We start from the raw sequence: 17,750 nt of genomic DNA, 5'->3' as shown, positions 1-17,750 counted from the left end.
TTCACGCTTTCCTCTACAAGATTAGAGCAATAACTCTAATCAATGGGAGCGTCGCATGGACCGCCTTTCCCCTGAGCAGCTCGAAGCCTCGCTTTCCGAGCTGCTCGAGAAACAACGCAGCGCCTTCAGTACCACACCGCTGCCTTCGGCCGAGACCCGCCTAGGCTGGTTGAAGACCCTGCGCGCGCTCGTGACCAGTGAGCAGGACGCACTGGCCGATGCGGTGTCCAGGGACTTCGGCAACAGATCCCGGGACGAGACGCTGTTTGCCGAGATACTCCCCACCCTGCAATCGATCGATCACGCCCGGCGACACCTGCGACGCTGGATGAGGCCATCCCGCCGCCCGCTGGGCATTGCCTTTCAGCCCGGTTCAGCCCAGGTGTTCTACCAGCCGCTGGGGGTGATCGGGGTGATAGTGCCGTGGAACTACCCGATCTTTCTCGCGCTGGGGCCACTGATCGGCGCGCTGGCTGCAGGCAACCGGGTGATGATCAAGATGAGCGAGGCGACGCCGGCCACTTCGCAACGGGTAAAGGACCTTCTGGCTCGGGCGTTCCCTGCGGATCTGGTGACCGTCGTACTGGGCGAGGCGGACGTGGGCGCGGCCTTTTCCCGCCTGCCCTTCGATCACCTGTTGTTCACCGGAGCCACCAGCATTGCCCGGCATATTCTCCATGCGGCGGCGGACAATCTCACACCGGTCACCCTTGAACTGGGGGGCAAATCGCCGGCGATCGTCTCTCCGACGGTGCCGTTGGAGGATGCCGCCGAGCGCATCGCCTTCGGCAAGACCATGAACGCGGGGCAGACCTGTGTGGCGCCGGATTACGTGCTGGTCCCGGAGGACCGGGTGGAAGGATTTGTCGAAGCCTACCGGCGGGCGATCGGGCGGTTCTATCCCCGGCTGGAGGACAACCCGGATTACACCAGCATCATCAACCCGCGCCAGCAGGCCCGCCTGAACAGCTATCTGGACGACGCCCGGAGCAAGGGCGCGCAGTTGATCCCATTGTTTGATCGGGGTCAGGAACGTCGCCTGCCCCACACCCTGCTGCTGGATGTCAGAGATGACATGCTGGTCATGCAGGACGAGATATTCGGCCCGCTGTTGCCCATCGTTCCGTACCGCCGGATTGACGATGCGATTGCCTATGTAAATGCCCGACCGCGCCCGCTGGCGCTCTATTATTTCGGCTACGACCGGGAGCAGCAGCGGCGGATAGTCAGCCAGACCCACTCCGGTGGGGTCGGCATCAATGAAACGCTCCTGCATGTGGCGGTTTCCGACCTGCCCTTCGGCGGTATCGGTCCTTCCGGCATGGGGCATTACCACGGCCATGAAGGCTTCCTTACCTTCAGCAAGGCCAAGGCGGTGCTGCGTAAGCCGCGCTTCAATGCCACGCGGGTACTCTACCCGCCCTACGGCACCGCAATGCAGAAGCTGCTGCGCAGATTTCTCATCCGCTGACCCGCTCACAGGAACAACAATAATATGAGCAAGGTGTTTACCTCCCCGTCCGGCCTGAGCCGGCGCCAGTTGCTGAAGGTCGGCCTGTTCGGAACGGTGGTACTGGCTTCCGCCGGCGGCATTGCCATCGTCGCTGGCCGAACCGATACGGCTGCCGCCGGCTTCCGGCAACTGCGGCAGTCCGACCTGCCGATGCTGCGGCGCATCATTCCGGTGATACTCAGCGGGGCCCTGCCCACCGGTCAGCCGGCGGCTGCGGTAGAAGAGGTCCTGCAGGCACTGGACAACAATCTCGACCGGCTCTCTCCCAGCCTCAACGGTCAGATCATGCAACTGTTCGATCTGCTCACACTCGGTGTCACCCGCGGACCGGCCACCGGCATCTGGGGGCAGTGGGAAGACGCCAGTGACGAGGCCGTAAGAAACTTCCTGCGCCGCTGGGAGGGCAGTTCACTTGCCTTGCTGCAGCAAGGGCAGAATGCGCTTACCAACCTGATCCTGCTGGCCTGCTACAGCAGCCCCGCCGCGTGGCCGCAATGCGGTTACCCCGGGCCACCAGGGATCTGACGGAGAGAATCAGGATGACTGTAAGGGATACATTCGCCGAGGGGCTCAAGGGCAACTGGCAGGTGACCAACGCCTCGCAACTGGAGCAGCATCTCACCATCGAGACGGATATCGCCATCGTCGGCAGCGGCGCCGGCGGTGCCACCAGCGCCGAGATTCTCAGCGCGGCTGGCTTCAGGGTGCTGTTGATAGAGGAAGGCGGTCTCTTTACCAGCAGCAGTTTCAGGATGCAGGAGCACGAGGCCTACCCTGCCCTCTATCAGGAAGGTCTGGGACGGATGTCGAAGGACGGCGCCATCACCATCCTCCAGGGCCGGGCGGTGGGCGGTACCACGCTGGTCAACTGGACCTCCTGTTTTCGCACTCCGGAGCCCACCCTGGCGCACTGGGCCAGCGAGCACGGCGTGCGAGACCACAGCAGCGAGGAACTCGCCCCCTGGTTCGCGAGGATGGAAGAACGACTCGGCATTGCGCCCTGGAGCCTGCCACCCAATGCCAACAACGATGTGCTGCGCCGTGGCTGCGAGACACTGGGGCTGCACCACGCGCCGATTCGCCGGAACGTGCGCCAGTGCTGGAACCTGGGTTTCTGCGGCCTGGGTTGCCCGACCAATGCCAAGCAGTCGATGCTGGTCACCAGCATTCCCGCTCTGCTCGATCGGGGCGGGCAACTGCTCTATCTGGCCCGTGCCGAGCGTCTGGCGCTGGACGGCGACCGGGTCAGCGGGCTCGAATGCGTGGCCATGGACGACCGCTGTGTGGAACCGACCGGCCGGCGCATTCGGGTGCGCGCCCGCCACTACATCCTTGCCGGCGGCAGCATCAATACCCCGGGGTTGCTGCTGCGCTCCGGCGCACCCGATCCCCATGACCGGGTCGGCAAGCGTACCTTCCTGCACCTGACCACCTTCTCCTGGGCGCAGTTCGATGAGCGGATAAACCCGTTCTACGGCGCCCCCCAGTCGGTATATTCGGATCACTTCCAGTGGCAGGACGGCGTCACCGGGGCGATGGGTTACAAGCTCGAGGTCCCGCCGATGCAGCCCGGCTTCAGCGCAACCGTCCTCGGCGGCACCGGGGTCGCCCACCCGCAACTGATGCAGCAGCTGCCGACCAGCAACATGATGATCGCCCTGTTGCGCGACGGCTTTCACCCGGACAGCGCCGAAGGCACGGTTCAGCTGCGCAGCGATGATTCACCGGTGCTGGATTACCGGATGACGGATTACACCTGGGATGGCGTACGCCGCAGCCTCATGAGCATGGCCGAGATCCAGTTCGCCGCCGGTGCCCGCAGCGTCATACCCGTACATAACGATGCCCACCCAGCCCGCAGCCTGGCTGAAGCCCGCGCGATGATCGAGCAACTGGAGCTGCGCCGCTTCAAGATCCGGCTGGGCAGCGCCCATGTGATGGGTGGCTGCGCCATGGGCGAGGATCCGCGGCAGGCGGTCACCGACAGCCTCGGCCGGCATCATCACCTTGAGAACCTCTCGGTGCATGACGGCTCACTGTTCCCCACCAGCATCGGTGCCAACCCGCAGCTGTCCATCTATGCCATCGCCGCCCGGCTGTCGAGCCAGCTGGCCGAGCGGCTGACATCCCAATCTACCTGATCGTTTGGAATCCATGACAATGATAAAGAACCTTCACCTGACCGCCCTGTTTGCCATTGGGCTGTGCCTCTCTGGCGCAGTAACCGCTGACAGCAGACCTGCCGAGCCGGCGACCGCCAGGGCCAATGCGGCGGTGCTGCAGCAGCTGGACTTCAGCGACGATCAGGCCTTTGCAGACGCGCGCCGGGGCTTCATCGCCGCGGCGCAGGACCCGTTGCTCAACCCCGATGGCAGTACCGCCTGGAACATGGGCGCCTATGCCTTCCTCGAACAGGACGCACCGGCCACTGCCAACCCCAGCCTCTGGCGTCAGGCACGTCTGAATGCGATCCACGGGCTGTTCCAGGTGACCGAGGGCATCTATCAGGTCCGCGGAATGGATCTGGCGAACATGACCATCATCGAAGGCCGGACCGGCCTGATCGTGATCGACCCGCTGCTCACGCCAACCACCGCCCGCGCCGCACTGGATCTGTATCTGGCCCACCGGCCCGCCAGGCCCGTGGTGGCAGTCATCTACACCCACAACCACGTCGACCATTTTGCCGGCGTGCGCGGTATCGTCAGCGATGAGGATGTCGGCTCAGGCCGGGTGCGGATCTACGCGCCGGAAGGCTTCATGGAACACGCGGTCAGCGAGAACGTGATCGCCGGCAACGCCATGACCCGGCGCGCCATGTACATGTACGGCACCCAGCTGCCCGCCGGGCCGCAGGGCCATATCGACAACGGCCTGGGCAAGGCGCTGAGCATGGGTCAGCTGACCCTGATCCCGCCGACGGACATCATTTCCGCCAGCGGGCGCCAACAGATCGATGGTGTGGATATCGACTTCCACATGGCCCAGGGCAGCGAGGCACAGGCCGAGCTGATGCTGTATTTCCCGGCCAGCCGGGTGCTCAACACCGCCGAGGTCACCTCCCATCAGCTGCACAATATCTACACCCTCCGGGGGGCGGAAGTCCGGGATGCCAGCCGCTGGTCGCGCTACATCGACGAGGTGCTGGAGGAATACGGCCCGCGCACCGATATCCTCATCGCCCAGCATCACTGGCCGGTCTGGGATCAGGCTGGCGTGCAGCACTTTCTCGCCACCCAGCGGGACCTGTACAAACATATCCACGACCAGAGCGTGCGGCTGATGAATCACGGTTACCGGCCCGACCAGATCGCCGAGCAGTTGCGCCTGCCCGACAGCCTTGCCAGCCAGTGGATCGCCCGCGACTACTACGGCACCCTGCGACACAACGCCCGGGCCATCTATCAGAAATACCTGGGCTGGTACGACGCCAACCCGGCCAGCCTGAACCCCCTGCCGGACCAGCAGGCGGCGCGCAAGACCATCGAATACATGGGCGGCATGGATCAGGTCATCTCCAGAGCGCAGGAGGACTTCGCGAAGGGCGAATACCGCTGGGTGGCGTCCATCATGAGCCAGGCCGTCTTCGCCGAGCCAGACAACCGTGCCGCCCGGGAGCTGAACGCAGCGGCGCTGGAACAGCTGGGTTACCAGGCCGAGTCCGGCCCGTGGCGCAATGCCTACCTGTCCGGCGCGCTGGAGCTGCGCCAGGGGACGCCTGCCCATGAAGGTGGCGCGCTTGCGGCAGACCTCCTGCAGGCGCTGGACAGCGGCATGTTCTTCGACCTGCTGGGGGTGCGGCTGAACGGGCCGAAGGCCGAGGGCAGGCACATCGTGCTCAACTGGCACTTCACTGACACCGACGAGCGCTACCGGCTCAACCTGCAGAACGCCACCCTGACCTGGCTGCCCGATCGCCACGCGGAGCAGGCCGATGTCAGCGTCAGTCTGGAACGGGCCACGCTGAACGGCATCCTGCTGCAGCGCACCAGTTTCCCCCAGGCGATCCGGGCCGGAGAGATCCGTATGGAGGGTGACCCGCAGAAACTTTTCGAGCTGCTGAGTCTGCTGGATGACTTCAGCCCGGACTTCGCCCTCATCGAGCCTGTCGGGGAATAACATGTCCCGCAAATCCGGCACCCGCGAACGCATCCTGCAGGCCAGCCTGCAGCTGTTCAATGAGCAGGGTGAGCGCAACGTGACGACCAACCATATTGCCAGCCACCTGGGAATATCGCCGGGCAATCTGTATTACCATTTCCGCAATAAACAGATGATCGTGGCGGAGCTGTTTACCCGGCTCGAACGTGACATGTCCCAGTTCTTCGTGATCCGCTCCGATGGCTCGGTGACGCTGGAGGACAAAGCGACCTATCTGGAAGGATTGCTGCAGCTTCTCTGGGGCTATCGCTTCCTGCATCAGGACCTGGACCATCTGCTCTCCGCCGACCCGGCCCTGGCCGAGCGTTACAGGACCTTCTCCCGGACCTGCCTGAAAGATGCCCGGGCCCTTTATCAGGCATTCATCGAGGCGGGCATTCTGCAGATGACCCCGAGGCAACTCGATGCCCTGGTCATCAATGCCTGGGTCATTGCCAATTCCTGGGTCAGGCTGATGCCCCACAGCCTCGACTCCGGGGAGGTGAGTGAGGACCTGATGCGCCAGGGCATCTACCAGCTGCTGATGCTGGAGGACGGTTATGTCACCCCGGCGTATCGTGATGCGATCACCCGGCTGCATGACTCGCTGGGCGCAAGACAGCCCAGCCAATGAGAACAAGCGGCGGCCACAGCTTGATAGAATGTTCTTCCTTTTCCCGGCAGAATCGCACCCATGGACATCAGCCTGGCCCGTACATTTCTGGAGATCGCCCGCTGCGGCAGCTTTGTCGCCGCCGCCGAGCGGCTGCATGTCACCCAGGCGGCCGTTACCTCACGGGTTCAGAACCTGGAGAGTCAGCTCAACTGCACGTTGTTCATCCGTAACCGCTCCGGTGCCAGGCTCACCGCCGATGGCGAGGCCTTTGTCACCCACGCCACCCAGATGATCCAGGCCTGGGACAACGCCCAGCGCGACCTGCCGCTGCTCAAGGGGTTCAGCGATGTGCTGCACATTGGCGGCGAGGCGAGCCTGGCCACACCGCTGGTACTCGAATGGGTGCGCGCCCTGCGCCAGCATCTTCCCGAGCATTCGGTACGCGCCGAGATCGGTGAAAGCAGCACACTGATGCAGCGCGTTGAACAGGGCACCCTGGACGCGGCGCTGGTCTACCGGCCGGAATACCTGCCCGGCCTCCAGGTCGAGGAGCTGCTCGAGGAAAAGTTGGTACAGGTATGCCTGCCCGATCGGCCCGAACCCTATGTGTATGTCGACTGGGGCGAGGAGTTCCGCCGTCAGCATGACGCAGCCCTGCCGAGCAGGACCAGGGCACCGGTCATCTTCGATTTCGGGCCGCTGGCATTGCAGTACATTCTGGAGTCGGGCGGCTCGGGCTATTTTCGCAGCCGGGTCGTTCGGCACTACCTGGAAACGGGCATGCTGCAGCGGGTGGCGATGGCGCCCGAATTCAGCTTTCCCGTCTATCTGGTATATGCCCGGCAGCGCACGTCCGAGGTACTGGAACAGGCCATCGGGCAGCTGCGGGAGCTGGCGCAGATCGAGCAGGACTGGTCCCAGCGGTGGGACCCGGTGCCGCCGCCCTCTGCCTGAGTTTTTACCCTTTCAACTGGATCAGGCCAAGTGGTTCACCAGGTCGCGGTGCAGCGCCGCGATGACGTCGGTCTGGGTGACCATGCCGACAATCCGATCGTTCTCCAGCACCGGCAGACAATGCAGCCCCTGGCTCGACAGCAGCGGAATCATGTCCACGACATGGGTGTGGCGGTCCACCGTCACCACCGGGGCGGTCATGATGTGATGCAGCGGCTGGTCCCGCCACAGGTTGACGCGGGTGGGCAGGATCCGCCCCATGGGCAGGTCCAGCTGAGCCAGCAGATCGCTCAGACTGATGATGCCCTGCACCTTGCCTTCGGTATTGACCACCGGCAGGGTCTTCACATGATGATGACGGAACATGCCGATGGCCTGGCGCACCGTGGTGTCAGGGCCCACCGTGCGGATATCCCTGGACATGATCTGCTCCGCACGGATGTTGCCCATCTTGCGGCGCAGGGCAGAGCTTTCCGTATCGCGAATGATCTGTTCGAGATCATGGCGGGTGATATCCACGAAGGAACCCAGCTTGTCCAGCGCCCGATCCAGGTCCTCCTCGGTAAAGCCGACCCGCTGCTCGGGCAGGATGTCCTGGGTCCGATGCAGATCGGTCCGCGGGGCCTGCTTCGGATAGCGGATGCCGGTGAGGTTGTTGTACAGCGTGGCGCAGAACAGCAGACAGCAGGCATTGAGCATGATCGGCAGCACCAGCCAGCCACCAAGCGGTTCGAGCAGGTCCCCGGCCAGCACAATCACCACTGTCATGGCGCTGCCGGGCGGGTGTATGCAGCGCAGCATCAGCATGCCCAGCACCACCAGTGCCACCGCGCCGAACATCCGCTGCCCCAGGGCCATTTCCGGCAGTGGCAGATGCAGCGCGGCGACACCTATCACGGCGGAAAGAAGATAGCTGCCCAGCACCGGCCAGGGCTGGGCCAGCGCACCGGTGGAAACGACGAACAGCAGGACCGCAGAGGCCCCTGCTGGGCCGAGAAGAATCATCGCCGTGGTACTGCCGTACAGCAGACTGGAAATCCAGTAGGTGAAGATCACCGCCAGCGCGGCGCCGGTCGCCGCGCGAACCCATTCACCGGGGCGCGCCTGAACCGTACGGGGCAACCAGCCGAACAATCGTCGGGAAAAGGCCAGAAGCTGACCGCTCATACACACTGCTCCTGCCGGCGATACATGACGGCGATGGAGCGCATCAGAAACCGGAACTGAAAACGGGATGGAAGAAAACCGCTTATTCTGCCGCTGCGTTTGTTAACGGGCAAAACAATAATATTTAATCCTGAATCAACGGATATCTATATCAAGACCGGGCGAACGCGGCTTTCCTTCAGGCGGTACCCAACATACCGGCGTGCTGCCGGGTCTCCGCGCCCCGGATGGTCATGGCGCAATTGAATACCATCAGCAGCATGCCGGCGGCGAAGATGCCGCCGCCTGTCATGCGCACGATGTAACCGGGATGGCTGGCCGCCAGCGCCTCGACGAAGGAATAGGTCAGCGTGCCGTCAACGTTCACCGCCCGCCACATCAACCCCTGGGTAATGCCGTTGACCCACATCGCGACGATGTAGAGGACAGTACCCATGCTGGCCATCCAGAAATGCAGGTTGATCAGGCGGATGCTGTACATCCGCTCCCTGCCCCAGAGCCTGGGCACCATATGGTAGAGCGCACCGATGCTGATCATCGCCACCCAACCCAGCGCGCCGGCGTGAACGTGGCCGATGGTCCAGTCGGTGTAATGCGACAGCGCGTTGACGGTCTTGATCGCCATCATCGGGCCTTCGAAGGTAGACATGCCATAGAACGCCAGCGCCACCACCAGGAAGCGCAGGATCGGATCACTGCGCAACTTATGCCAGGCGCCGGACAGGGTCATCATGCCGTTGATCATGCCACCCCAGCTCGGCGCCAGCAGGATGATCGACATGACCATGCCGAGGGTCTGCGCCCAGTCCGGCAGCGCGGTGTAATGCAGATGGTGCGGTCCGGCCCAGATATACAGGGCGATCACGGCCCAGAAATGCACGATGGAAAGCCGGTAGGAATAGATCGGCCGCTCCGCCTGCTTGGGCACGTAGTAGTACATCAGTCCGAGAAAGCCTACCGAGAGGATGAAGCCCACCACGCTGTGCCCGTACCACCACTGGATCATGGCGTCGGTGGCGCCGGCGTACATCGGGTAGGACTTGAGCAGGGAAACGGGCACGTCAATATGATTCACCACATGCACCAGCCCGGTGACAATGATGAAAGCCCCGTAGAACCAGTTACCCACGTAGATATGCTTCACCTTGCGCCGGGCGATGGTGCCGAAAAACAGATAGGCGTACATCACCCAGACCACGGTGATCAGGCTGGCGATCGGCCAGATCATTTCGGCGTATTCCTTGCTGGTGGTCAGGCCGCTGGCATAGCTGAGAATGATGGCCACCACGACCAGCTGCCATGCCCAGAAGACGAAACTGGCCAGCCCGTCGGATATCAGCCGCACCCGACTGGTGCGCTGCACCACATAGAAGGACGTCGCAAACAGCGCCCCGCCGCCGAAGGCGAAGATCACCAGATTGGTATGGATGGGACGGATACGCCCGAAACTGAACCAGGGCAGATCGAAGTTCAGCGCCGGCCACACCAGCTGAGCTGCGAGGATCACCCCGACCAGCATGCCGAACGCACCCCACACCAGGGTCATGACGGTGAATTTGCGCACTACATCATAGTTGTAAACGGACTCTGAGGAGCCCGCCGAAGCAGAGGGGGTGTGCATGGCAACTCCGTGAAGCAAGGCAGGACAGCGACAACGGCAATAGTTTGCGCCTCAACATAAGTAAACTCAAAACAGTAATAACTTATGTTTAATAAATGTTTTTTTATAGTTGACCGCGATCAAGGCAATTGCCGTGGAGTGTCGAGTCCACCTCGACACAGGGTGCGGTCGGCAGGCCACGTGGCCGGGATGGAACCCGGCCCTCCATAGAGCGCGTCCTCCCCTGGAATGTCGAGTTCCATCTCGACAAAAGTGCAGCGTCGGTGCGCAGATCGCAGCGGGCATTGACAGCCCTGCCCCCACTGCCTAGTTTGAAGTCAGTCACTGAACACAATAACTATCAAGGTGGCATATGACGTATTCCGGTCTGGATTTTGCTCTGGGGGACACCATCGACCTGCTGCGCGATCAGGTGCGGGGTTTCGTCAACCGCGAGCTGGCGCCCCGCGCGGCGTCCATCGATGCGGACAACCAGTTTCCGATGGACATGTGGCGCAAACTCGGCGAGATGGGATTGCTGGGCATTACCGCCGATGAGGAGTATGGCGGAGCCGGCATGGGCTATCTGGCCCATGCGGTGGCCATGGAAGAAATCAGCCGGGCCTCTGCTTCAGTGGCATTGTCCTACGGCGCCCATTCCAACCTCTGCGTGAATCAGATCAACCGCAACGGTACGGCAGCGCAGAAGGCCCGCTATCTCCCCCGCCTGGTCAGCGGAGAGCATGTCGGCGCGCTGGCCATGAGCGAGCCCGAAGCCGGTTCCGATGTGGTGAACATGCGTCTGCATGCGCAGCCTCAGGGCGACTCCTTCCTCCTCAACGGCAGCAAGATGTGGATCACCAACGGTCCGGATGCCGACGTCTATGTCATCTATGCCAAGACCACTCCTGACAAGGGCGCCCGCGGCATCACCGCATTCATCCTCGAGGGCGATACGCCCGGCTTCTCCCGCGGCCCCAAGCTGGACAAGCTGGGGATGCGCGGCTCCAATACCTGCGCCCTGTTCTTCGATGATGTGCGCGTGCCCCGGGAGAACGTGCTGGGGGAAATCGATGGCGGGGCGAAGGTGCTCATGAGCGGGCTCGATTACGAGCGGGTGGTGCTGGCAGCAGGCCCGGTGGGCATCCTGCAGGCCTGCCTGGACGTGGTGCTGCCCTATATCCATGAACGCCGCCAGTTCGGCCAGAGCATCGGTGAATTCCAGCTGATCCAGGGCAAGTTGGCGGACATGTATACCGCGCTGAACGCCAGCCGGGCCTATCTCTACGCGGTAGCCCGCAGTTGCGACAACGGCAGGGCCACCCGCAAGGATGCCGCCGGGGTCATTCTCTATACCGCCGAACAGGCCACCCGGGCGGCACTGGATGCCATCCAGATTCTCGGCGGTAACGGTTATATCAACGATTACCCTGCCGCCCGCCTGCTGCGCGACGCCAAGCTTTACGAGATCGGTGCCGGCACCAGTGAGATCCGCCGGATGCTGATCGGCCGCGAGCTGTTCAATGAAACGAAGGAGGCGCGCTGATGGCGGCGTGGCAGTCCCGAATCAACCCGTCCTCCGCCGAGTTTGCTGCCAACCGCAGCCATATGCAGCGACTGACCACCGAGTTGCGCGAGCTGCTGGAGCATATCCGGCGGGGCGGCGGCGAGCAGGCTCAGGCACGCCACCTGGCGCGGGGCAAACTGCTGCCACGGGAGCGGATCGATGCGCTGCTGGATCCGGGCTCGCCCTTTCTCGAAATCAGCCCGCTGGCGGCCCATGGGGTATACGAAGAGGACGTCCCCGCTGCGGGTTTGATTGCCGGTATCGGCCGGGTGGCGGGAGTCGAGTGCATGATCCTCGCCAACGACGCCACAGTGAAGGGCGGCAGCTACTACCCGCTGACCGTGAAGAAGCACCTGCGGGCGCAGGCCATCGCCGAGCAGAACCGCCTGCCCTGCCTCTATCTGGTGGACTCCGGCGGTGCCAACCTGCCGCGCCAGGATGAGGTGTTTCCCGACCGGGAGCATTTTGGCCGCATCTTCTTCAACCAGGCGCGCATGAGCGCGGCGGGCATACCGCAGATCGCCGTGGTCATGGGCTCCTGCACCGCCGGTGGCGCCTATGTACCGGCCATGTCGGACGAGACCATCATGGTGCGCAATCAGGCCACGGTATTTCTCGCCGGCCCGCCACTGGTGCGGGCCGCCACTGGCGAGGTGGTCAGCGCCGAGGAGCTGGGCGGGGCTGACGTCCACTGTCGCACTTCAGGGGTCGCCGACCATTACGCCGAGAACGACGAGCACGCGCTTGCCCTGGCCCGGCGCTGCATCGGCAACCTCAACTGGCGCAAGCAGGGCCAGCTGCAGACCCGCCCCGCCCGGCCGCCCCACTACCCGACCGAGGAGCTGTACGGCGTCATTCCCGGCGACAGCAAGCAGTCCTACGACGTGCGCGAGGTGATTGCCCGGTTGGTGGATGACAGCGAATTCGATGAGTTCAAGGCGCTGTTCGGCCCCACTCTGGTGTGCGGCTTTGCCCATCTGCATGGTTATCCGCTGGCGATCCTGGCCAACAACGGCATCCTGTTTTCCGAAGCGGCGCAGAAAGGCGCGCATTTCATCCAGCTGGCCTGCCAGCGCGGCATTCCCCTGCTGTTTCTGCAGAACATCACCGGCTTCATGGTTGGCCAGAAATACGAGGCCGGCGGCATCGCCAAGCACGGCGCCAAACTGGTCACCGCGGTGGCCTGCGCCAACGTCCCCAGGTTCACCGTGATCATCGGCGGCAGCTTCGGCGCCGGCAACTACGGCATGTGCGGCCGCGCCTATGATCCCCGCTTCCTGTGGATGTGGCCCAACGCGCGGATCGGCGTGATGGGCGGCGAACAGGCGGCGGGGGTACTGGTGCAGGTCAAACGGGAACAGGCCGAGCGCCGCGGTGAGGTTTTCTCCGAGCAGGAGGAACAGCAACTGCGCCAGCCGATACTGGAGCAGTACGAACGTCAGGGGCATCCGTTCTATTCGAGTGCCCGATTGTGGGATGACGGGGTGATCGACCCGGCGCAGACGCGGGATGTGCTGGGGTTGGCGATTTCAGCGAGTTTGAATGCGGCGGTGGAGGAGACGCGGTTCGGAGTGTTTCGGATGTAGTGGTGATGGAGCGCTCCCCCCTCTCCCGCAAAGGGAGGGTGGCTTACAGCCAGCCGGCTCCGCGCTCGGGTCCTGCCACAGGTGTTACCCCCTCTCCCCTCGCGGGAGAGGGCTGGGGAGAGGGGGAGACAAAGTAGAGCAGTAGGTTAAGGAGAAACAAACCATGCAGTTCAACACCATCCAGCTGGAACGCCACCCTCGCGGCTACGCCACTCTCTGGCTCAACCGCGTAGACAAACACAACGCCTTCAACGCCGAGATGATCAGCGAGCTGCTGGGGGCGATCGAGCAGCTGCACAACGACACCCAGCTGCGCTTTCTGGTACTTCGCGGCAGAGGCCGGCACTTCTGCGCTGGTGCCGATCTGCAGTGGATGCGCCAGTCCGCCGAGCTCGACTACACCGGCAATCTGCATGATGCGGAGATGATGGCCGAGCTGATGTATCGCCTGTACCAGCTGCCGATGCCCACCCTGGCGGTGGTTCAGGGCGCGGCCTTTGGTGGCGCGATCGGGCTGATCGCCTGTTGCGACATGGCCATTGGCGCGGAAGATGCCCAGCTGTCGCTGTCGGAGGTGCGTATAGGACTGGCCCCGGCGGTGATCAGTCCCTTTGTGGTCAAGGCGATCGGTGAGCGGGCCAGTCGTCGCTACGCCATCAGCGGCGAGCGTTTCGACGGCCAGTGCGCGGTGGAGCTGGGGCTGCTGACTGAAAGCTGCCCGGCCAGCGAACTGGACCAGCGGCTGGAACATTGGGCCGCTACCCTGTTGCAGAACAGCCCCCAGGCCATGCGCGCCAGCAAGGCACTGGTCCACGAGGCGACTGCCCATCGCCTGTCCCCCGAGCTGCGTCACTATACCCAGCAGAGCATCGTGCAGATCCGCGCCAGTGAAGAAGGCCGGGAGGGCATCCACGCCTTTCTGGAAAAACGCGCCCCCAGCTGGATCGAGGAATAGCCGATGATAACGACGCTGCTGGTGGCCAACCGGGGCGAGATTGCCTGCCGCATCATGCGCACCGCCAGGGCCATGGGCATCACCACGGTGGCAGTGCACAGCACGGTGGACCGGGACGCTCTGCACGTGCAGCGGGCCGACCGGGCAGTGGAGCTGGCTGGCAACCAGGCCAGCCAGACGTATCTGAACATCGACAGGATCATTGCCGCAGCGCAGGCCAGCGGTGCCCAGGCGATCCATCCGGGCTACGGCTTCCTGTCGGAGAACGCCGATTTCGCCCAGGCGGTCAGCGACGCCGGGCTGATACTGATCGGTCCTCCCGCCGCAGCCATCGAGGCGATGGGCAGCAAGTCCGCCGCCAAGGCGCTGATGGCGCAGGCGGGCGTGCCGCTGGTGCCGGGTTATCACGGCAACGACCAATCGGCGCAGGCCTTTATCGAAGCCGCCGGACAGGTCGGCTATCCGGTTCTGCTCAAGGCCAGCGCCGGGGGCGGCGGCAAGGGCATGAAGGTCGTGCACCACGAGGCGCAGCTGGCCGAAGCCCTGCAATCGGCCCAGCGGGAGGCCGGGTCGGCCTTCGGCAACGACCACATGCTGCTGGAGAAATACCTGCTGAAACCGCGCCATGTGGAAATCCAGATCTTTGCCGACCAGCAGGGCAACTGCGTGTACCTGCATGAGCGGGACTGCTCGATCCAGCGCCGCCACCAGAAGGTGATCGAAGAGGCCCCTGCCCCCGGCCTGGGCCAGGCACTGCGTGTCCGCATGGGCGAGGCCGCCGTCCGGGCTGCCCAGGCGATCGGCTATGTGGGCGCGGGTACCGTGGAATTCCTGCTGGATGAACGGGGCGAGTTTTTCTTCATGGAGATGAACACCCGATTGCAGGTCGAGCACCCGGTGACCGAGGCGATCACCGGCCTGGATCTGGTCGAGTGGCAACTGCACATCGCCCGGGGCGAGTCATTGCCGCTGACTCAGGAGCAAGTCCCGCTGCAGGGCCACGCCATCGAGGTGCGGCTGTACGCGGAAGACCCGAATCGCGACTTTCTGCCGGCCAGCGGCTCGCTCGATCTGTATCAGGAGCCGGAACTGGCGCCGGGTCAGCGGATCGACAGCGGCGTGCGCGAGGGGGATCGGGTCTCGCCCTGGTACGACCCCATGCTCGGCAAGCTGATCGCCTGGGGCGACGATCGAGAGCAGGCCCGCCAGCGCCTGCTGAACCTGCTGCGCGGCACCCTGATCGGCGGCGTACAGAACAACCGCAGCTTCCTGCTACGCCTGCTGGAACACCCCGCTTTTGTCGGCGCCGAGCTGGATACCGACTTCATCCCGCGCCATGCGGATGACCTGCTGGCAAACACCGACGCCCTGCCCGACAGCTTCTGGGAACAGGCCGCACGGCATTTCATTGCTACTCAGCCTGCCTGGCAGCGAGCGGATGACCCGCATTCACCCTGGGCACAGACCAGCGGTCTGCGGCTGGGCATGCCAGCCGCCATCCGCCTGCACCTGCAATGTCGGGGCGAGCAACGGCGGATATATGTGCATGTGCCCGGCCCCGCCAGAGAATCAGCAATCGCCGTGCGCCGCGGCGATGTGCTCTACCTCGACTGGCAGGGCGAGCTGCTGGCCGTTACCCAGATCGATCCCGTTGCGGCAGCCCAGCATGATCACCCCAGCGAAGGCGGACTGACCGCCCCGATGAACGGCAGTATCGTGCGGATCCTGGTCGAACCCGGCCAGCAGGTTGAACCCGGCACGCCGCTGATGGTGCTGGAAGCCATGAAGATGGAACACAGCATTCGCGCCGACCGGGCCGGCACCGTGCGGAAGTTGCTGTATGCGGAAGGGGACATGGTCAGCGAAGGGAGCCTGCTGCTGGAGCTGGAACCCTAGCGGGAGATAGGAGTGTCGAGTTTCATCTCAACACAGCAGCGCCCGCTGAAACCCCGCTGGCCGGGATGGAACCCGGCCCTCCAAGGCGCGAATGGGAATGTCGAGTTCCATCTCGACACAGCAGCGCCCGCTGAAACCTCGGCTGGCCGGGATGGGACCCGGCCCTCCAAGGCGCGAATGGGAATGTCGAGTTCCATCTCGACACAGCAGCGCCCGCTGAAACCCCGCTGGCCGGGATGGAACCCGGCCCTCCAAGGCGCGGATGGGAGTGTCGAGTTCCATCTCGACACAGCAGCGCCCGCTGAAACCCCGCTGGCCGGGATGGAACCCGGCCCTCCAAGGCGCGGATGGGAGTGTCGAGTTACATCTCGACACAGCAGTGCCCCCTGGAACCCCGGTTGGCCGGGATGGAACCCGGCCCTCCAAGGCGCGAATGGGAGTGTCGAGTTCCACCTCGACACAGCAGTGCCCGCTGAAACCCCGCTGGCCGGGATGGAACCCGGCCCTCCAACGCGCGAATGGGAGTGTCGAGTTCCATCTCGACACAGCAGTGCCCGCTGAAACCCCGCTGGCCGGGATGGAACCCGGCCCTCCAACGCGCGAATGGGAGTGTCGAGTTCCATCTCGACACAGCAGTGCCCCCTGGAACCCCGGTTGGCCGGGATGGAACCCGGCCCTCCAAGGCGCGAATGGGAGTGTCGAGTTCCATCTCGACACGGCAGTGCCCCCTGCAACCCCGCTGGCCGGGATGGAACCCGGCCCTCCAAGGCGCGAATGGGAGTGTCGAGTTCCATCTCGACACTGCAGTGCCCGCTGAAACCCCGGCTGGCCGGGATGGAACCCGGCCCTCCAGCGCGCGAGCTGCCCTTCAGTGAAACAGCCGCTTGCTCAGCTCCCGGCTGGCTTCCAACAGGACCGGCAGGAAGCGGGTTTCCAGCTCGGCGCGGGTCACTCTGCTGGCCGGGGTGCCGACATTCAGCGCAGCGTGCACCTGCCCCGCGGGGTCCCGCAGGGGTACGGCCAGCGAGCGCAGGCCCGGTTCCAGCTCCTGATCACTGATCACCCAGCCCCGCTCACGGATCTGCGCTATGGTCTCGCGCAATGCTTCGGGAGTGGTCAGGGTGCGGCTGGTGCGGGGTTGCAGATCGGCGTGCTCCAGATACTCGTCCAGCGCCGCATCGTCCAGTGCCGCCAGCAGTATCTGGCCCATGGATGTGCAGTAGGCAGGCAGCCGGCTGCCGATGCTCAGGTCGATGGAGACCAGCCGCAGGGGGATCGATGAGCGGGCCACGTAGAGAATCTCGTCCCCCTCCAGGGTGGCCATGGAGCAGGCTTCACTCAGACGATCGCTGAGCCGGTCGAGAATCGGTTGCGCAGTAACCGCCAGCGGCGTGGAGGACAGGTAGGCGTGGCCCAGGGTCAGCACCTTGGGCAGCAGCGAGAAGGTTCGCCCGTCGGTGGTGACGTAACCCAGCTTCATCAGCGTCAGCAGGCAGCGCCGTACCGACGCCCGGGGAATCTCGGTGCGGTGGCTGATCTGGGCGATGGTCAGATGCCGCTTGCGCTCCTGGAAGGCATGGATCACCGCCAGCCCCCGGGCCAGCGAGGTCATGAAATCCGGGTCACCGGTCAGCGCATCGATACGCCGCGCTGGCGAGGCGATGATCGCCGGAGCCTGGGGGACATTGGCGGAGCGGGACGGGTCGGACATGGGTGCCACCTGCAGCGATGATGACAGTGGATCATCGCCCATCGC

Annotated in this window: 13 protein-coding genes; 10 read left to right on the top strand and 3 right to left on the bottom strand. The window is 64.1% G+C overall.

Annotation, left to right across the window (positions count from 1 at the left end; all coding sequences use genetic code 11):
• The first annotated feature begins 55 nt into the window (after positions 1–55).
• From IEW63_RS01950 to IEW63_RS01925, 6 genes are read left to right on the top strand one after another with little or no spacing between them, the layout of a single operon-like run.
• Positions 56–1,471: a coniferyl aldehyde dehydrogenase gene (locus tag IEW63_RS01950; RefSeq protein ID WP_188634906.1), complete on the top strand. Its 1,416-nt coding sequence runs from the start codon at positions 56–58 to the stop codon at positions 1,469–1,471.
• A gap of 24 nt (positions 1,472–1,495) precedes the next feature.
• Positions 1,496–2,038, top strand: coding sequence for a twin-arginine translocation pathway signal protein (locus IEW63_RS01945; RefSeq protein WP_188634905.1), 543 nt, complete (start codon positions 1,496–1,498; stop codon positions 2,036–2,038).
• A 14-nt stretch (positions 2,039–2,052) separates the two neighbouring features.
• The gene (locus IEW63_RS01940) at positions 2,053–3,654 is read left to right on the top strand and encodes a GMC family oxidoreductase (protein WP_188634904.1); all 1,602 of its coding nucleotides are present in this window, start codon (positions 2,053–2,055) and stop codon (positions 3,652–3,654) included.
• A gap of 19 nt (positions 3,655–3,673) precedes the next feature.
• Positions 3,674–5,632 (top strand): alkyl/aryl-sulfatase, encoded by a 1,959-nt coding sequence (locus IEW63_RS01935; RefSeq protein WP_229710281.1) that lies wholly within the window; start codon positions 3,674–3,676, stop codon positions 5,630–5,632.
• A 1-nt stretch (position 5,633) separates the two neighbouring features.
• Entirely contained in the window at positions 5,634–6,287 is a 654-nt protein-coding gene (locus tag IEW63_RS01930; RefSeq protein WP_188634902.1) for a TetR/AcrR family transcriptional regulator, read from the top strand.
• A 60-nt stretch (positions 6,288–6,347) separates the two neighbouring features.
• Positions 6,348–7,223 carry a LysR family transcriptional regulator gene (locus IEW63_RS01925; protein WP_188634901.1) on the top strand — a complete coding sequence of 292 codons (876 nt, stop codon included), beginning with the start codon at positions 6,348–6,350 and terminating at the stop codon, positions 7,221–7,223.
• Positions 7,224–7,244: 21 nt separating this feature from the next.
• On the opposite strand, the gene IEW63_RS01920 is transcribed toward IEW63_RS01925, so the two are convergent.
• Both IEW63_RS01920 and ccoN read right to left on the bottom strand, forming a co-directional pair.
• On the bottom strand, positions 7,245–8,390 hold the full coding sequence (locus IEW63_RS01920) for an HPP family protein (RefSeq protein WP_188634900.1): 1,146 nt from the start codon (positions 8,388–8,390) through the stop codon (positions 7,245–7,247).
• A gap of 178 nt (positions 8,391–8,568) precedes the next feature.
• Positions 8,569–10,011: a cytochrome-c oxidase, cbb3-type subunit I gene (gene ccoN / locus IEW63_RS01915; protein ID WP_188634899.1), complete on the bottom strand. Its 1,443-nt coding sequence runs from the start codon at positions 10,009–10,011 to the stop codon at positions 8,569–8,571.
• Positions 10,012–10,363: 352 nt separating this feature from the next.
• On the opposite strand from ccoN, the gene IEW63_RS01910 reads away from it, so the two are divergent.
• The 4 genes from IEW63_RS01910 (at position 10,364) to IEW63_RS01895 (ending at position 15,994) form a co-directional block, all read left to right on the top strand.
• Complete coding sequence (locus tag IEW63_RS01910; RefSeq protein ID WP_188634898.1) at positions 10,364–11,536, top strand: isovaleryl-CoA dehydrogenase; 1,173 nt, start codon at positions 10,364–10,366, stop codon at positions 11,534–11,536.
• Positions 11,536–13,143: a carboxyl transferase domain-containing protein gene (locus IEW63_RS01905; RefSeq protein WP_188634897.1), complete on the top strand. Its 1,608-nt coding sequence runs from the start codon at positions 11,536–11,538 to the stop codon at positions 13,141–13,143. The genes IEW63_RS01910 and IEW63_RS01905 overlap by 1 nt, the downstream gene beginning before the upstream one ends.
• Before the next feature lie 163 nt (positions 13,144–13,306).
• Positions 13,307–14,098 carry a gamma-carboxygeranoyl-CoA hydratase gene (locus tag IEW63_RS01900; RefSeq protein WP_188634896.1) on the top strand — a complete coding sequence of 264 codons (792 nt, stop codon included), beginning with the start codon at positions 13,307–13,309 and terminating at the stop codon, positions 14,096–14,098.
• A 3-nt stretch (positions 14,099–14,101) separates the two neighbouring features.
• Positions 14,102–15,994, top strand: coding sequence for an acetyl/propionyl/methylcrotonyl-CoA carboxylase subunit alpha (locus IEW63_RS01895; RefSeq protein WP_188634895.1), 1,893 nt, complete (start codon positions 14,102–14,104; stop codon positions 15,992–15,994).
• Between the two features lie 868 nt (positions 15,995–16,862).
• Here the strand turns inward: IEW63_RS01895 and IEW63_RS01890 are convergent.
• A complete protein-coding gene (locus IEW63_RS01890; RefSeq protein WP_188634894.1) occupies positions 16,863–17,705 on the bottom strand; it encodes an IclR family transcriptional regulator domain-containing protein in 843 nt (280 codons plus the stop codon).
• Positions 17,706–17,750: the final 45 nt, after the last annotated feature.

Source organism: Halopseudomonas pertucinogena (assembly GCF_014646575.1).
GTDB lineage: Bacteria > Pseudomonadota > Gammaproteobacteria > Pseudomonadales > Pseudomonadaceae > Halopseudomonas > Halopseudomonas pertucinogena.
Note: the sequence above shows the minus strand (reverse complement) of the source record. Positions and strands in the feature narration are given on the sequence as shown.

What these genes read in the sequence shown, in the direction of transcription:
- IEW63_RS01950 (WP_188634906.1), top strand. Translation starts at nt 56, where the DNA reads ATGGACCGCCTTTCCCCTGAGCAGCTCGAAGCCTCGCTTTCCGAGCTG.
- ccoN (WP_188634899.1), bottom strand. Translation starts at nt 10,011, where the DNA reads ATGCACACCCCCTCTGCTTCGGCGGGCTCCTCAGAGTCCGTTTACAAC.
- IEW63_RS01910 (WP_188634898.1), top strand. Translation starts at nt 10,364, where the DNA reads ATGACGTATTCCGGTCTGGATTTTGCTCTGGGGGACACCATCGACCTG.
- IEW63_RS01935 (WP_229710281.1), top strand. Translation starts at nt 3,674, where the DNA reads ATGATAAAGAACCTTCACCTGACCGCCCTGTTTGCCATTGGGCTGTGC.
- IEW63_RS01925 (WP_188634901.1), top strand. Translation starts at nt 6,348, where the DNA reads ATGGACATCAGCCTGGCCCGTACATTTCTGGAGATCGCCCGCTGCGGC.
- IEW63_RS01945 (WP_188634905.1), top strand. Translation starts at nt 1,496, where the DNA reads ATGAGCAAGGTGTTTACCTCCCCGTCCGGCCTGAGCCGGCGCCAGTTG.
- IEW63_RS01930 (WP_188634902.1), top strand. Translation starts at nt 5,634, where the DNA reads ATGTCCCGCAAATCCGGCACCCGCGAACGCATCCTGCAGGCCAGCCTG.
- IEW63_RS01940 (WP_188634904.1), top strand. Translation starts at nt 2,053, where the DNA reads ATGACTGTAAGGGATACATTCGCCGAGGGGCTCAAGGGCAACTGGCAG.
- IEW63_RS01905 (WP_188634897.1), top strand. Translation starts at nt 11,536, where the DNA reads ATGGCGGCGTGGCAGTCCCGAATCAACCCGTCCTCCGCCGAGTTTGCT.
- IEW63_RS01900 (WP_188634896.1), top strand. Translation starts at nt 13,307, where the DNA reads ATGCAGTTCAACACCATCCAGCTGGAACGCCACCCTCGCGGCTACGCC.
- IEW63_RS01920 (WP_188634900.1), bottom strand. Translation starts at nt 8,390, where the DNA reads ATGAGCGGTCAGCTTCTGGCCTTTTCCCGACGATTGTTCGGCTGGTTG.
- IEW63_RS01895 (WP_188634895.1), top strand. Translation starts at nt 14,102, where the DNA reads ATGATAACGACGCTGCTGGTGGCCAACCGGGGCGAGATTGCCTGCCGC.
- IEW63_RS01890 (WP_188634894.1), bottom strand. Translation starts at nt 17,705, where the DNA reads ATGTCCGACCCGTCCCGCTCCGCCAATGTCCCCCAGGCTCCGGCGATC.